This is a genomic window from Halococcus hamelinensis 100A6, assembly GCF_000336675.1.
In the GTDB taxonomy this organism is placed as follows: Archaea; Halobacteriota; Halobacteria; order Halobacteriales; family Halococcaceae; genus Halococcus; species Halococcus hamelinensis.
Genome location: NZ_AOMB01000030.1, coordinates 54,137 through 68,062 on the forward strand (window position 1 = coordinate 54,137; position 13,926 = coordinate 68,062).

Here is a 13,926-nt window from a genome sequence, read left to right on the forward strand (position 1 = left end):
CGGGCACCCGGCAAATCCCTTTCCCTCCGGGCGGACCTCCCTGGCCTCGGTTCGAGGCTGCGCGTCGTTTGGGGCGGTGAGCAAAGCTTATTAGCACATCCCTACCGCGATTCATGTGGAACACTATCATGGCTATCGCTGAGACCTACTCTCGCGGCCGAAACTACCTCGCCGAGCAGCCGCTCGGTTTGCTCGTCGCGGTCGTCTGCGTGATCTTATTGCTCGACCTCGTTCGCAAGCTGCTCGACGGCTCGCTCTCGGCGCTCAGCCTCGGTATCTTCGTGAAGGAGGGGCTGATCCTCGGGCTCGAACTCGGCCTCGCCGGCGTGGGGCTCTCGATGACCTACTCGATCCTCGGATTCGCGAACTTCGCACACGGCGATTACATCTCGACGGGCGCGTTCGCTGGCTGGGCGACGACCTACGTCGTCGCGGGCTTCGGCGCGCTCCCGCTCGGCGACCTCGTCCTCGTCGGTGTGAGCGGCGACGCCACGGCGGGCGACGTCGGCGTCAGCGTGGTCTCGACTCCGCTCGCCGTCGTCGCGGGTCTCGTCGTCGCGGTGGGCGTCGCGATCGTTCTCTCGCTGGTCCTCGACCGCGTGGCCTACAAGCCCATGCGCAACCAGGAGGGGATCGCGCTCCTCATCGCGAGCATCGGGGTCGCGCTCGCGCTCCGCTACCTCCTCGCGTTCGTCTTCGGCACCAGCGCACCGGGCGTCACCGGCGGGGAGGTTCCGGGGGTCACCGTTCCCGGCATCGGGATCCAGATAAACGCCCACGAGGCCACGCTCGCGGTCTGCACCGTCGTTCTACTCGCCGGCGTTCACGTCCTGCTCCAGTACACCAAGCTCGGCACCGCGATGCGTGCGATGGCCGACAACCGTGACCTCGCGCGCGTCACGGGCATCCCGACCGAGCGCGTCGTCCGCATGACCTGGATCATCGGCGGGGGGCTCACCGGCGCGGCGGGCTACCTCGTCACGCTCGAAACCGGAACCATCAGCTTCGACTTCGGCTGGACGCTGCTCCTCCTGATCTTCGCGGCAGTGATCCTCGGCGGGATCGGGTCGGTCTACGGCGCGATGTTCGGCGGCCTCGTGATCGGGTTGGCCAGCCAGGTCTCGCTCGTCTGGATCCCCTCCGACTTCACGACCGCCGTGGCGTTCGCCGTGATGATCGTCGTTCTCGTCGTGAAGCCCTCGGGGCTGTTCAGCGGGGTGACGACCACATGAGCGCCGTCGAGGGACTGCGCCGGCGGCTCTCCGGGACGGACACGACCCTCGTGCTCGGGGTCGTGTTCGGCCTCTACGCGCTCTACATCGTCTTCGGCTGGATGCTCGGGCTCAGCGTCGGCGGGATCGTGAGCACCCTCCAGCAGGTCACGTTCCTCGCGGCGGTCTACGCGCTCGTGGCGCTCGCGTTGAACCTCCAGTGGGGGTACGCCGGCCTGTTCAACATCGGCGTCGCCGGCTTCATGGCGGTCGGGGCCTACACCATGGCGATGCTGACCGCGCCCGTGAACCCCGAGGTCGGTGGGATCCCGGGGCTCGGCCTGCCGCTCTGGGTCGGCATCGTCGGCGGGATGCTCGCGGCGGCGCTGGTCGGTGCGGTGGCGGCGCTCCCGGCACTCCGGCTTCGGGCCGACTACCTCGCCATCGTCACGCTCGCGCTCTCGGAGATCATCCGACTGATCTACAACTCCACCCCCGTTCAGACCTTCTCGCTCGGCGGGGTCGAGCTCGGTACCGGCGGCGCACGCGGGATCCAGGCTCCAACCAACCCGGTCGGTGCGCTCTACTACACCGACCCCGCGAGCCCGGGGGCTGGAACCACGGCCCTCGGCGACGCGGTCTTCGGGTTCTTCTCCGGGCTCGGGATCGGCGACACCACGGTCGTGGATTCGACATACACCCTGGTGCTCGTGCTGTTCGTCGTCGCCTTCTACCTCCTGCTCTCGCGGGTCGGCAACTCGCCGTTCGGTCGGGTGCTGAAGGCCATTCGGGAGGACGAACTCGTGGCGAACGCGCTGGGGAAGAACACCCGTCGGTTCAAGGTCAAGACCTTCATGCTCGGCTGCGCGCTGATGGGGCTCGCGGGGATCCTCTGGCAGGGCAGCCAGGGCCGGATCACGCCCGCGCAGTTCCTGCCGATCGTCACCTTCTACGTCTTCACCGCGGTGATCATCGGCGGCTCGGGATCGAACACCGGGAGCGTCATCGGCGGCGCGCTGTTCGCGGGCCTCCTGTTCCTCGGTCCGACCTACGTCGGCCGGATCGTCGGCAACTTCTTCGACCTCGGAAGCGGGCCGAACACGTTCACGGCCGCCGTCGGCGCGCTTGGGACACTGGATCCGGAGCCGGTAGTGGCGTACGCGCTCAGCGACATCGCCAGCCTCCGGTTCGTCCTTCTCGGGGTCGTGTTGGTCTACCTGATGCAGAACCGTCCCGACGGGCTGCTCGGCCATCGGACGGAACCCGCGGCGGCGGTCTCGCTCGCACGACCCAGCTCTGACGAGTCCACGGCCGCCCGCGCCGACGGCGGACCACGAACGGAGGAAGGCCGATGAGCGAAACCGGTGATGCCGACCAGACGAACGTCATCGAAGGGACGGAGGGTGGCCCGGAGAACCTCTCCGAGATCGACCCCGACACCGAATCCGACGTCGAACGCGCCGCCCGTCGAACGCCGCCGGGCAAACCCCTCCGGGTCCGCGACCTCAGAAAGGAGTTCGGCGGGCTGACCGCGGTCGACGGCGTGAGCTTCGACATCGAGGAAGGGTCGCTGACGGGGCTCATCGGGCCGAACGGCGCGGGGAAGTCGACGACCTTCGACTGCATCACGGGTGTCCATCGTCCCACCGGTGGCTCGGTCCACCTTCGCGACGAGGAGATCACGGGTCTCAGACCACATCGGATCGCGAACCGTGGGCTGGTTCGAACGTTCCAGATCACCCGCGAACTCACCGAGATGACGGTGCTCGAGAACATGCTGCTCGCGCCGCGGGGACAGCGGGGCGAATCGCTCTGGCGGTCGGTGCTGCCGGGCGCGCGGGGCGGCGTCCGCACCCAGGAACGCGAACTCCGGGATCGGGCTTGGGAGACGCTCGAACGCTTCGAGATCGACCACCTCGCCGAGGAGTACGCGGGCAACCTCTCGGGTGGCCAGCGCAAACTCCTCGAGATGGCGCGGGCGCTCCTCACCGACCCCGACGTCGTCCTGCTCGACGAACCGCTCGCGGGGGTGAACCCCACGCTCGAACGGAAACTCCTCGCGCAGGTCCACGAGCTTCGCGAGGAGGGCTACACCTTCCTCCTCGTCGAACACGACATGGACGTGATCATGGAACACTGCGAGCGCGTCATCGTGATGCACCAGGGTCGCGTGCTCGCCGACGACGACCCCGAAACCGTTCGGGCGGACGAACGCGTGATCGACGCCTACCTGGGGGCGAACGTATGAGCGCCGACTCGACGGACGAATCCGGGGACGGGGATGGCTCCCCGACGACGGACGAATCCACAGCGGCATCGACGACGGACGAATCGTCCGCACAGTTCCCTGGCGACCTGCTCGCGGTCTCGGCGCTCGACGCGGGCTACGGCGACCTCCAGATCCTCTCGGCCGTCGACCTCGCGGTCCACGACGGCGAGTACGTCACCATCGTCGGGCCGAACGGCGCGGGGAAGTCGACGGTGATGAAGACCGTCTTCGGGCTCACGACCTACATGGGTGGGGAGATACGGTTCGACGACGACGACATCAGCGGGCTCGCCCCCGAGCGGATAATCCACCGGGGCGTGAGCTACGTCCCCCAGAACGAGAACGTCTTCGCGGGGCTGTCGGTGCGCGAGAACCTGGAGATGGGGGCGTACATCCTCGATTCGGTGCCCCAGTACCGGCTCGATTGGGTCTTCGAGCGGTTCCCGATCCTCGAAGAACGGCAGACACAGCGCGCGGGCACGCTCTCGGGCGGCCAGCGCCAGATGCTCGCGATGGGCCGGGCGCTGATGCTCGACCCGGACCTCCTGATGCTCGACGAACCCTCGGCGGGGCTCGCCCCGGACCTCGTCGACGAGATGTTCGACCGGATCGACGCCATCAACGAGTCGGGCACCGCAATCCTGATGGTCGAACAGAACGCGGTCGAGGCGCTCTCGCGGTGTGACCGGGGCTACGTGCTGGTCCAGGGCCAGAACCGCTTCGACGACACCGGCGAAGCGTTGCTCGGTAACGACGAGGTGCGCCAGGAGTTCCTCGGCGGGTAGCCGACTACCCGCTGGTGGCGTTCGCGCTCGAATTGCCGCTGGCACCGCTCCCGCCACCGCCGCCCGCGCTGAACTCGACGGTGTCCTCCTGTTCGATGCTGCCGTCCTCGGCGTAGGCGAAGACCTCGTAGGTGACGGACTCGACGTCACCGTTGTCGTCGAAGTTCACGCTGCTCGATGCGCCCTGATAGTTGATCGCCTCGCCGCTGGCGGCCATCCGAACCCCTTCCGCGAGGTTCTCGGGGCCGACGGCGGTTCCACCGGGGTTGGCGACGGCCGCGACGTGCTCTTGGACCGCCGGACCGCTGTTCTCGCCCGCGGCGGCGTTGGCGAGGATCTGGACCGCGGTGGCGTCGTAGGCTTGTGAGGTGAACACGCCGGGTTCGTTGCCGTACTGTTCCTGAAAGGCGTTGGTGAAGAACTCCTGGGCGGGCCCCGCGGCGAGCGGCGCGGTGCCGATCACGTTCGTCATCGACTGGCCGACGTTGCCCGGGAGTTCCGGGTCGCGCAGGCCGTCGGTCACCATGATGGTCGTGTCGCGGCTGTAGTTCGAGTAGTAATCCCGGAAGAGCTGATTGCCGCTCTCGGGGTAGCCGATCACGAGGAGTCCATCGGGACTCGACGACATCGCCTGCTGGAGCTTCGAGGTGTAGGAGGACTGGGCCTTCTCGAAGGAGACCTGCGCTGGCACGTTCCCCTCCCCGAAGGCCTGCACGAAGCTATCCGCGAGCGCCTGGCCGTAGGAGTTGTTGACGTACATGACCGACACCGTCGAGGCGCTGACGCGCTCGTTGGCCACCTGCGCCAGTACCTGCCCCTGGAGCGCGTCCGAGGGCGGCGTCCGGTAGACGTAGCCGTTGTCCTGAAGGTCGGTGATGTCGGGCGAGGTGCTCGCGGGCGAGACCAGCACGACCTGGTTCGGGATCGTGACCTCCTGGGCGACCTGGATCGTGGTCTCGGAGGAGGCCGCACCGGTTATCGAGGGATAGCCGCCGTCGACCAGCGACTGCGCCGCGGTGATACCGGCCTGGGGGTCGGTCTGGGTGTCCTCGGTCTGGGTGTCGATCGGAAAGCCGAGGTCGGAGTCGCTCAGCTGGCGGGCCGGCAACAACGCCGCCTGCTGGATCGGCTGGCCGACCGAGGCGAGGTCGCCCGTCGTCGGCTGGAGGACGCCGACCTTGATCGACCGACCCCCGCTTCCACCACCGCCGCCACCGCTTCCACTGCTCGTACCCCCCTCACCGCCGCTGGTTCCAGATCCACCACCGCCGGTTTCGCCTCCGCCACCGCCGGTCCCTTCGCCGCCGCTTCCGCTGCCTCCACCACTGGTTCCGTTGCCCCCACTCCCGCCGTCGTCGCTCGCACACCCGGCGACGCCAGCGATACCGGCCACGCCGAGAGCCGCGAGAAATTCACGCCGTTTGTGATCACGTGACATGATACCGAAACACTTCGTTGACGAGGTCATAAGTCTTCCCCATCGTTTCGGCTGCTCACGGCCGGTTTCAACCGAAATTACGGCCGTCGGGTCCTACGGTTCGTCGAAGACCACGTCGCGGCCGTCGTGCCGACAGACTTCGAGGGCGTGTTTCGCGGCCATTCCGGCCGGTTGGGCGGTCCGTGCCCGCCCGACCCCGACCTTGAGGTCGACGTCGACCACCTCGCGGACGTGCGCGATGGCGTCGTGGTAGGCCGTCTCGTCGAGGCTCGAACAGACCGCGATGATGTTGTCGCCGCCGACGAAGAAGGCGAGCGAGTCGTGGGCCTCGCGGAGGTAGCGCATGAGTTCGGCGTAGCCCTGCTCGATGTGGATGAAGGTGTCGAAGGCCCCGATCCGGTCGGTGTACTTCTCGGTCGCGTCGTTGACGTCGAAGTGGGCGACCTGGACGTCCTCGGCCGTTCGACGGTCCTCGGCTACCGGCTCGCCGCGCAGGATCTCCCGGCGGTCCTTCGCCTGGGCGCTGCCCGCGTCCTGTAACTGCGTACTCGCCGTGTCGAGCGCCGCGGCGGGGGTCCCACCGGTCGCGACGCTCAGGCTCAGCGTCACGGGATACCGGTTCGCCACCGACTCCTGGACCAGCGCGTGGGCGTCCATCCCGATGCCGTTGGTGACCGCGATCATGTTGTCGAACCGCGAGAAGAAGACGTAGCCGTCGCGGTTGCCGAACAGCTGCGAGAGGTCGGCATAGAGGCGCGACTGGAGCGTCTGGAGGTCGACTTCGCGACGCGGTTCGGGGGTGACGGTCCAGGGCCCGTAGTTGTCGATCTGGATGAGCGTTACCTGCGTGTTCGTCACGGTGGTCGGGCTATGGAAGCCGCCAGTATGCGTCTTTGGATATCGAGGCTCGGCTCAGTCCGCTCTCGAACGCGACTCGGTTCGCAACGGCGGAGCGGACGGCTCCCCCGCCCCGGTGTCAGCCGATCCACCGGCGAGCACCGCGAGGATCACCACGAGTTCGTTCGCCGCGCCGACGAGCGCGAGGTACTGGATGGCGGGGAGCGACACCGACTCGACGCTGCCGGCGAGCGAGGGGAGCACCACGAGCGCACCCGCGATGCCCGCGAGCCCCGCCAGCGCCGCGAAGCCACAGAACGCGAGCCGTAGCCGGCGCGAGAGGGACTCGATACCGAGCAGCGCGGTCGGGATCACGACCGGGAAGGCGATGAACAGCACCCGGGTGATGTTGCGCGCGATGAGCGGCTGGAGGAAGGCGAGCGGCACGACGGCGATCCCGGCGGCGAGGAACGCGGTTCGGCGGTCCACGGACCGCTCGCGAACGACTTTCGGGAGCGTGACGACCCCGTAGAGCGCCGCGAGCACCCAGAGCGTGCCGAAGGCGCTGTAGACCTCGTAGGGGATGTAGAAGACGCTCATCGCGAACTTATCGAGCTGTGCGCCGACCCCGCGGGCGACGATCGCGCCCAGGGTGTCGCCCGAGAAGCCGTAGAACACCCGCAAGCCGAGGTACATTACGCCGGCGGGTATCGCCGCGGCGATGGGACGGACCACGCCACGGACTCCCCGTCGCTGGAGGCAGTAGAGCCCGTAGATCGGGAGGGCGAACAGCACGCTCTCCTTGGTGGCGACGCCGAGCGCGAGGAGGAGCGCGAAGACGAGGAGTCGGTCGCGGTAGGCCGCCCAGAACACGCATGCCAGCATGAACATCGTCACGCCGTCGACCAGCACGAGGTTGGTCGAGAGGTACGCGACCGCCGGCGAGACCACGAACAGCGCGAGGCCGAACGCCGCTCGCCGAACCCCGAACCCGAGGTCGCGGAGGTAGGCGTAGCCCACGACCCCGGCCGCGGTCAGCGCCGAGAGGTTCACGACCGCGAACCCGGTCAGTCGGGAGGTCGGGAGCAACCAGGCGAGGGTCGGCGTCACCACGCGATAGCGAAACGGCGCGGACGGCACGTCCGTCGCGTCGAACGGTGCCCGTGCGATCTGGAAGTACTTCGGCGCGTCGCCGGGTCGCACGACGAGGAGCGGATCGACGAGCAGCGACGCGCCGGCCACCACGAGGCCGACGAGCGTCGCGCTCGCGAGGATGGCGGCGGGGAGTTCGTGGTCGCGCCACACGTTGGCGACGGACTGGCGGGAACTCATCGATGACGCGCCACGAGCGGCGTTAGATCCGTTTGAAGACGCCCTTCACCAGCGTGAGNTCAGAGATGTGTATAAGAGACAGGTCTCGGGGTCGTCGTAGTTGTCGAGATACCATTCGTAGGTCTCGACGAGCGCCTCCTTGTTGGAGTAGCGGGGTTCCCAGCCGAGGGATTTCAGCTTCTCGACGGAGACGTACGAGTCCTCGTGGGCGGTCTCGTAGACCCAGGGGTAGAGCGGGGAGAGGTTGAGTTTGTCGAGCGTGCGGAGCGCGAACACCGTGAGCGGGGTCGGGGTGCCCACGGTGCGCTTGCCGGTGCCCGCGTAGTCGATCGGGGCCTGGAAGTCCTCCTTCATCGTGCCGAACTCCTCGGCACCCACGTTGAACGTGGTGTTGACCTCCTCGTCCTCCTTCGCGAACATGAACTCCATCGCGCGGACGAGGTCGTAGACGTGCATCAGCTGGTACTTGTTGTTGCCCCAGCCGACCATCGGGACGTTCGCGCCGGATTCGATCCAGTCGAACAGGACCTGGAAGACCCCGAGGCGCTTCGGGCCGATGAAGGTCTTCGGTCGGAGGATCGGAACGCACATGCCCTGCCGGCGGAAGTCCCGGCAGATCTGCTCGGCCTCGATCTTGGCTTCGCCGTAGGGACCAACGCCGTCGAGCGGGGACTCCTCGGTGATGGGGTGGTGGTCGTGGGTGCCGTAGACCGCGGTCGAGGAGATGTAGACCACGCGGTCGACGCCCGCGTCCTTCGCGGCCCAGAGCACGTTGCGAGTGCCGTTGATGGTGGTGTCGCGGATGCGCTCGTCGTCCCAGAGCGGGAGCGCCGCGGCGGTGTGGACGACCGAGTCCGCACCCGACTCTTCGAGCGCGGCGGCGATGGACTCCTCGTCGCGGACGTCGCCCTCGATGAACTCGACGCCCTCGATCTCGTCTTCGGGTTTGAAAGGTTTGAGGTCGAGCGCCACGACGTCCCAGCCGCGTTCCTTGAAGTATTCGCAGGTGTGAAGCCCGAGAAATCCGGTGCCGCCGGTGACGAGCAGCGTCCCGGGCTCGGTGAGCCGTTCGTCCGCTTGCTGTTGTGCTTGCATTGCCCCGTGATTCACGATGGGGTTTGAACTATCTACCGATACGGGTCGCGTTTCGGCGCGGGATTTCGGGGATGAAACGTGCTGAAACGTGTCCCGGACGCCGGAAACGATGCGGAACGGTCCGCACCGATCGGCCGTTTTATGGGAGCCCATCCCGCAGAAGGGTGCAATGGGCGAGGCGCAGACACAGCGGAGCAGCATCGTCGACACAGTCGTCGGTCTCGCCTACGAGATCCGTCCGTGGCAGTGGTACAAGCAGTCGGTCCTCCTCATCGGGATCGTCTTCTCGCGGGAGCTGTTCAACCCCGCGGCGTGGAGTCAGGTGGTCCTCGGCGTGCTGGCCTTCTGTGCGATCGCCGGCGCGACCTACATCTTCAACGACATCAGCGACGTCGAGGCCGACCGCAAACACCCCACGAAGCGCAACCGACCGATCGCCTCCGGTCAGGTGAGCGTCACGACCGCGGGCGCGTTCGCGGTCGCGCTGCTGGCCGGCGGGTTCGTGCTGTCGTACGCCCTCGGACGGCTCTTCCTCATCGTCGTTCTGACGTACATCGCACAGAACGTGCTCTACTCGCTCTATCTCAAGGACGTCGTGCTGGTCGACGTGATGCTGATCGCGATCGGGTTCGTACTTCGGGCGGTGGCGGGCGTGGTCGCCATCGGCGTCGCGCTCAGTCCCTGGCTCGTGGTCTGTACGTTCCTCGCCGCCCTCCTGCTCGCGATCGGCAAGCGCCGCAACGAGTTCGAGGCCAGCGACCTGCCCGGCGAGACCCGGGCGACCCTCGAGGAGTACACCCCCGAGACCCTCGACCAGCTCCTCGGGATCGTGACCTCCACCCTCCTGATCTCCTACTCCATCTACACCTTCACCGGCGCGAAGCTCGCGATGATGCTCACGCTCCCGTTCGCCTTCTTCGGGGTCTTCCGGTATCACCACCTGGTTCACACCACCGACTCCGGCGTCTCGCCGGAGGTGCTGTTGATCGACCGTCAGTTCATCCTCAACCTCGCGCTCTGGGGGCTGATCGCGGTGATAGTGCTCTACGGCCGCCCCCGGGCCTGGCTGGTCGGGGCCGGGGTGGTCTGATGGACCGCTACGACCTCCAGGTCCACACCGACGCCTCGCCGTGTTCGGCGACCCCGCCCGAGGACGTGGCTGCGGCCGCGACGGACGCGGGCCTCGACGGCATCGTGGTGACCGACCACGACACCCTCGCGAACGTCGAGCGGGTTCGTGCGGCGGCTCCCGAGGGGCTGGACGTGATATCGGGCGTCGAAGTCACCACGACGCAGGGGCACCTCCTGGGGATCGACGTCGCCGAAACGCCACCGAAGACGGATCCGCTGAGCGTCGTCGACCGGATCCACGACCAGGGCGGGCTCGCGGTGCTCTCGCACCCGTTCGACTCGCTCCGGCAGTACTACGACCGCGACCTCGACGACCTCGCGGCGGCCGTCGACGGGGTCGAGGTCGAGAACTCCCGGTGTGTCCGGGAGTCGTTCAACCGGCAGGCACGCGCGTACGCGAACCATCATGGACTGTCGATGACGGGCGGCAGCGACGCCCACTTCCCGCGGGAGGTCGGTCGGGCGTACACGGCGGTCGAGGGCTCCCTTACGGACGCGATCCGCGAGGGCTCGACCACGCCTCGCGGGCACGGCCGGTACGCGTCGGGCCACGTTCTCACGAAGGTCCAGCAGGCGCGACGGCTGGTCGGGGGCGCGAGGCCATGAGCGGGCTCCCCGACGAAGGTCGACCGGGCGGGGAACCGGCGGGCGAGCCGGACGGGCTCACCGGCCGCGTTCGGCGGGTGGTGAGCGAGCACGGGATCTGGGTGACGGCGGTGCTCACGGTCGTGGTGTTCGCCGGGCTCTTCCTCTTCGGCGACGCCGGCCAAGTCACGAGCGCGCTCGCACAGTTCGATATGCGGGCGTTCGCGGTCGTGATCGGGCTCACGACGGTCGGCTATCTCGTCCGGTTCGTGAAGTGGGAGCTCTACCTCGACGAACTCGACATCGACGTGCCCCGGACGACGAGCCTCACGGTGTTCTTCAGCGGGTTGATGATGGTCGTCACGCCGGGGAAGGCGGGCGAGGTCTGGAAGGCGTGGCTCCTGCGCGACATGGAGGACGTCCCGGCGAGCAAGACGACCCCCGTCGTCGGGGCCGAACGGATCACCGATGTGGTCTCGCTCGCGGTGCTCGCGTCGGTCGGCGTGGTGGCCTACGGTCGGTCGCCCGCGATCCTCGCGGCGGTCGTGGTGGCCTTCGTCGCCGGGCTGGGGTTGCTCCAGTGGCGTGCGGGCTGTCTTCGGATCCTCTCGTGGGCCGAAGGCCTGCCCGTCGTCGGCGAGTACGCCGACGAGTTCGAGACGTTCTACGAGAGCACCTACGTCCTCTTCCGACTCCGGCCGCTGGCGCTCGCCACGGTCCTCAGCGTCGTCGCGTGGGCGCTCGAAGGCATCGCGCTCTGGGTCACCCTCGCCGGGTTCGGGGTCGAGGTCTCGATCCTCGCCGCGGTGTTCGTCTTCGCACTGGGCTCGGTGATCGGCGCGGTGAGCCTCCTCCCGGGCGGGCTCGGTGCGGCCGAGGCCAGCATGACCGGACTCCTGCTCACGTTCTCGGTCGCGGAGCCGATCGCCGTCGCCGCGACGCTTGTGGTCCGGGTGGGGACGCTCTGGTACGCCGCCGTCCTCGGATTCGCCGTGTTCAGCGTCCACAAACTCCTCGGCGGCGAACCGAATCCCGAGGCGTAACCGGATCGCGCGGAGCGGACACCTGATTTATTTCACATGGCCGGAGCGGTTGGCGCGCACTCGCGACCGGTCCGAACGATAGTGAGGGCCGGTCGTGGACACTGTGCGAGGGATGAGCACCGGAGTGAGTGACCAACGGGAGCGAACGAGGAGCGCAGTCGGCTGGGGAGGCGTGTGGCCGGTGCGGGGCGGCGGCGGGAGCGGAGATGCGAGTTGTTGCACCGCGAGCGAGTGAAACGAGCGAGCGGGCGCGAGGGTGACCAACGGGAACCCGATGCGCTTTTGATCCACATTTTGCCAGGGAGCGAGCGAAGCGAGCGACCGCAGCAAAAGGTGGGGGCGTTTTACCACCAGTAGTCGCCGATCAACTGCATGAACAGCGCCTGGCCGAACACCGCGGCGGCGAGCACCGCGCGCCGACGGGTCGTGGCGTCGGCGGCCCTGACCACGGCGGCGACGGGGACGAGCAGGAACGGGTAGACGAACAGCGCGCCGCGGGCGGTCTCGCCGGTGTGGTAGACGCTTCCGAGGAAGAGGCCGCCGAGCGAGAGCACCGCGCCGCCGAACAGGAGCAGCGGCTCGCGGTCCACCCGACCGCCGGCGCGGGCGCTCCGCCAGAGAACGCGCACGCCGCGGACCGCGAGCAGGCAGAGGAAGGGCGTGAAGAACAGCGCGATCTCGGCGACGTTCTCGATCCGGGTGTAGAGGTAGCGGAGGGGCGAGACGAACGGCAGGAAGCCCTCGGTGTTCTGCTGGTCGGACGCCAGCGAGAACGAGTGGAGGTAATCGAAGTCGAAGCCCACTGCGAGGAGGGCGTAGGCGGCCACGAGGCCGACGAGGACCACGACGAACGGGAGCCACTTCTCGCGGCGGGCGAGCGCGAGCACGCCGAGCACGGGCAGGATGAACACGAAGGTGAAGGTCTGGGTGGAGGCGACGAACACGCAGACGAGCGTTCCGAGGGCGGCGACGAGGGGTGAGTCCCTGGTGAAGCAGTAGACCGCCGCGAGCATCACGACCGTGATCATCGCATCGAGGCTGGTGAGGGTGTAGACCTGGACCGCGGGGAGCAGGACGAACAGGAAGGTGGTGTAGTTCGCGACCGACGCGGGGTAGTACGTCCGGAGGAGCCGCGAGAGCAGGAGGGCGGTGAGCGCGAGCGACCCCAGACCGACGACGAGCGAGACCCAGAGCGCCGAGGGGAGTATCGTATCGAGGACGTAGAAGGTGAGCACCGCACCCGGAGGGTGGGTCTGGGCGTGCAGCGGGAGCGAGAGCTGCTGAGACTCGAAGGTTTCGAGGAAGCGAACGGGGTCGGCGACGTCGATCGCGGCGAGGTAGTACCCGCCGGGGTCGAAGATGTCGATCGCCGCCCGTTCGTAGTTGCCGGGGGCCGAGAGCGGTCTGAGGATCCCCGGTCCCACGCCGTGGGTCAGGGTGGTGAGCACGAGCAGCGCCCCGCCGGCGACGACCACCGAGAGGAGGGTGAGGTGGTCGGTCCGGAGAAGAACGACCACGGCGACGGCGAAGACGACGAGCGCGAGCGCGGTGAAGACCGCCGCGTCGGGTAGCGGGAGGCGGGTCACCCGAAGCGCGAACTTGCTGATCGGCCAGTACCTCGGGATCAGCACGTTCTGCGCGTCGAGGAGCTGGCGGTCGAACAGTTTGATGACCAGGTTGCAGAAGACGACCGAGGTGAGCGTCACCCAGCCGATCCCGAGCACCGCACGCACCGAGAACAGTCCGTCCGATCGGCGTGCGGTGTCGGTCCCGGCGGCCATACTCGTCCGTTCAGTCCACGACGCTTAGGTGCTTCCGTCCGTGCCGGCTCAGGCCGAGCTCGATTCGGGACCTTCCGCCTCGGGGTCGTACTCCCAGAGGTCGTTCGTCCGCATGGACTCGCCGACGCGCTGGTGCATCGTTTGGATGTCCTCGATCTCGTCGTCCTCGACGCCGTCGAAGACCGCTTCGAGGCTCACGACCCGCTCGTAGTTGAGCCGGATCGGCTCGTCGCCGTGTTCGGCCACGAACGCGGCGACGTCGAGCGGGAAGTCCTCCCCCTCGTCGACCTTCTTCGCGACGATCGCCTGCCCGTACTTTCGCATTCCCTCGCTGCCCTCCTCGCCATCGGGGTCGTGCGGCCAGTCTGCCATACTTGGTCCTACCGCGCTCGCCGCAAAAGGATTGCCGTCCGTCGGCG

The 13,926-nt window shown here is 67.9% G+C and carries 12 protein-coding genes and 1 pseudogene; 7 read left to right on the forward strand and 6 right to left on the reverse strand.

Annotated features, from left to right (window positions below):
* Nucleotides 1-128: 128 nt before the first annotated feature.
* The 4 genes from C447_RS09440 to C447_RS09455 are packed head-to-tail and all read left to right on the forward strand — an operon-like array spanning nucleotide 129 to nucleotide 4,265.
* On the forward strand, nucleotides 129-1,232 hold the full coding sequence (locus C447_RS09440) for a branched-chain amino acid ABC transporter permease (RefSeq protein WP_007693269.1): 1,104 nt from the start codon (nucleotides 129-131) through the stop codon (nucleotides 1,230-1,232).
* Entirely contained in the window at nucleotides 1,229-2,566 is a 1,338-nt protein-coding gene (locus C447_RS09445) for a branched-chain amino acid ABC transporter permease (protein ID WP_007693270.1), read from the forward strand. Before C447_RS09440 ends, C447_RS09445 begins: the two co-directional genes overlap by 4 nt.
* Nucleotides 2,563-3,459 carry an ABC transporter ATP-binding protein gene (locus C447_RS09450; RefSeq protein WP_007693271.1) on the forward strand — a complete coding sequence of 299 codons (897 nt, stop codon included), beginning with the start codon at nucleotides 2,563-2,565 and terminating at the stop codon, nucleotides 3,457-3,459. Before C447_RS09445 ends, C447_RS09450 begins: the two co-directional genes overlap by 4 nt.
* Nucleotides 3,456-4,265: an ABC transporter ATP-binding protein gene (locus C447_RS09455; protein WP_007693272.1), complete on the forward strand. Its 810-nt coding sequence runs from the start codon at nucleotides 3,456-3,458 to the stop codon at nucleotides 4,263-4,265. The genes C447_RS09450 and C447_RS09455 overlap by 4 nt, the downstream gene beginning before the upstream one ends.
* A gap of 4 nt (nucleotides 4,266-4,269) precedes the next feature.
* Here the strand turns inward: C447_RS09455 and C447_RS09460 are convergent, their stop codons facing one another.
* From C447_RS09460 to C447_RS09475, 4 genes and pseudogenes are all read right to left on the reverse strand, one after another.
* The gene (locus C447_RS09460; RefSeq protein ID WP_237713431.1) at nucleotides 4,270-5,703 is read right to left on the reverse strand and encodes an ABC transporter substrate-binding protein; all 1,434 of its coding nucleotides are present in this window, start codon (nucleotides 5,701-5,703) and stop codon (nucleotides 4,270-4,272) included.
* Nucleotides 5,704-5,796: 93 nt separating this feature from the next.
* Nucleotides 5,797-6,561: a GTP cyclohydrolase III gene (locus tag C447_RS09465; RefSeq protein WP_007693276.1), complete on the reverse strand. Its 765-nt coding sequence runs from the start codon at nucleotides 6,559-6,561 to the stop codon at nucleotides 5,797-5,799.
* Between the two features lie 54 nt (nucleotides 6,562-6,615).
* On the reverse strand, nucleotides 6,616-7,872 hold the full coding sequence (locus tag C447_RS09470; RefSeq protein ID WP_007693278.1) for a hypothetical protein: 1,257 nt from the start codon (nucleotides 7,870-7,872) through the stop codon (nucleotides 6,616-6,618).
* 22 nt (nucleotides 7,873-7,894) lie between these two features.
* Nucleotides 7,895-8,967: pseudogene (locus C447_RS09475) on the reverse strand (NAD-dependent epimerase/dehydratase family protein).
* A gap of 169 nt (nucleotides 8,968-9,136) precedes the next feature.
* On the opposite strand from C447_RS09475, the gene C447_RS09480 reads away from it, so the two are divergent.
* Genes C447_RS09480 through C447_RS09490 form a run of 3 tightly spaced genes read left to right on the forward strand, consistent with a single transcriptional unit; the run spans nucleotide 9,137 to nucleotide 11,726 of the window.
* Nucleotides 9,137-10,057 (forward strand): UbiA prenyltransferase family protein, encoded by a 921-nt coding sequence (locus C447_RS09480; RefSeq protein ID WP_007693281.1) that lies wholly within the window; start codon nucleotides 9,137-9,139, stop codon nucleotides 10,055-10,057.
* The gene (locus tag C447_RS09485) at nucleotides 10,057-10,704 is read left to right on the forward strand and encodes a PHP domain-containing protein (RefSeq protein WP_007693283.1); all 648 of its coding nucleotides are present in this window, start codon (nucleotides 10,057-10,059) and stop codon (nucleotides 10,702-10,704) included. The genes C447_RS09480 and C447_RS09485 overlap by 1 nt, the downstream gene beginning before the upstream one ends.
* Complete coding sequence (locus tag C447_RS09490) at nucleotides 10,701-11,726, forward strand: lysylphosphatidylglycerol synthase transmembrane domain-containing protein (RefSeq protein ID WP_007693289.1); 1,026 nt, start codon at nucleotides 10,701-10,703, stop codon at nucleotides 11,724-11,726. Before C447_RS09485 ends, C447_RS09490 begins: the two co-directional genes overlap by 4 nt.
* Before the next feature lie 344 nt (nucleotides 11,727-12,070).
* Here C447_RS09490 and C447_RS09495 read toward each other — a convergent pair whose 3' ends face one another.
* Together C447_RS09495 and C447_RS09500 are read right to left on the reverse strand one after the other, a co-directional pair.
* Entirely contained in the window at nucleotides 12,071-13,507 is a 1,437-nt protein-coding gene (locus C447_RS09495) for a hypothetical protein (protein WP_007693290.1), read from the reverse strand.
* A 48-nt stretch (nucleotides 13,508-13,555) separates the two neighbouring features.
* A complete protein-coding gene (locus tag C447_RS09500) occupies nucleotides 13,556-13,879 on the reverse strand; it encodes a DUF5785 family protein (protein WP_007693291.1) in 324 nt (107 codons plus the stop codon).
* Nucleotides 13,880-13,926: the final 47 nt, after the last annotated feature.

Coding starts and splice junctions, on each gene's coding strand:
- C447_RS09495 (WP_007693290.1), bottom strand. CDS start 13,507: ATGGCCGCCGGGACCGACACCGCACGCCGATCGGACGGACTGTTCTCG.
- C447_RS09470 (WP_007693278.1), bottom strand. CDS start 7,872: ATGAGTTCCCGCCAGTCCGTCGCCAACGTGTGGCGCGACCACGAACTC.
- C447_RS09450 (WP_007693271.1), top strand. CDS start 2,563: ATGAGCGAAACCGGTGATGCCGACCAGACGAACGTCATCGAAGGGACG.
- C447_RS09480 (WP_007693281.1), top strand. CDS start 9,137: ATGGGCGAGGCGCAGACACAGCGGAGCAGCATCGTCGACACAGTCGTC.
- C447_RS09460 (WP_237713431.1), bottom strand. CDS start 5,703: ATGTCACGTGATCACAAACGGCGTGAATTTCTCGCGGCTCTCGGCGTG.
- C447_RS09440 (WP_007693269.1), top strand. CDS start 129: ATGGCTATCGCTGAGACCTACTCTCGCGGCCGAAACTACCTCGCCGAG.
- C447_RS09445 (WP_007693270.1), top strand. CDS start 1,229: ATGAGCGCCGTCGAGGGACTGCGCCGGCGGCTCTCCGGGACGGACACG.
- C447_RS09455 (WP_007693272.1), top strand. CDS start 3,456: ATGAGCGCCGACTCGACGGACGAATCCGGGGACGGGGATGGCTCCCCG.
- C447_RS09485 (WP_007693283.1), top strand. CDS start 10,057: ATGGACCGCTACGACCTCCAGGTCCACACCGACGCCTCGCCGTGTTCG.
- C447_RS09490 (WP_007693289.1), top strand. CDS start 10,701: ATGAGCGGGCTCCCCGACGAAGGTCGACCGGGCGGGGAACCGGCGGGC.
- C447_RS09500 (WP_007693291.1), bottom strand. CDS start 13,879: ATGGCAGACTGGCCGCACGACCCCGATGGCGAGGAGGGCAGCGAGGGA.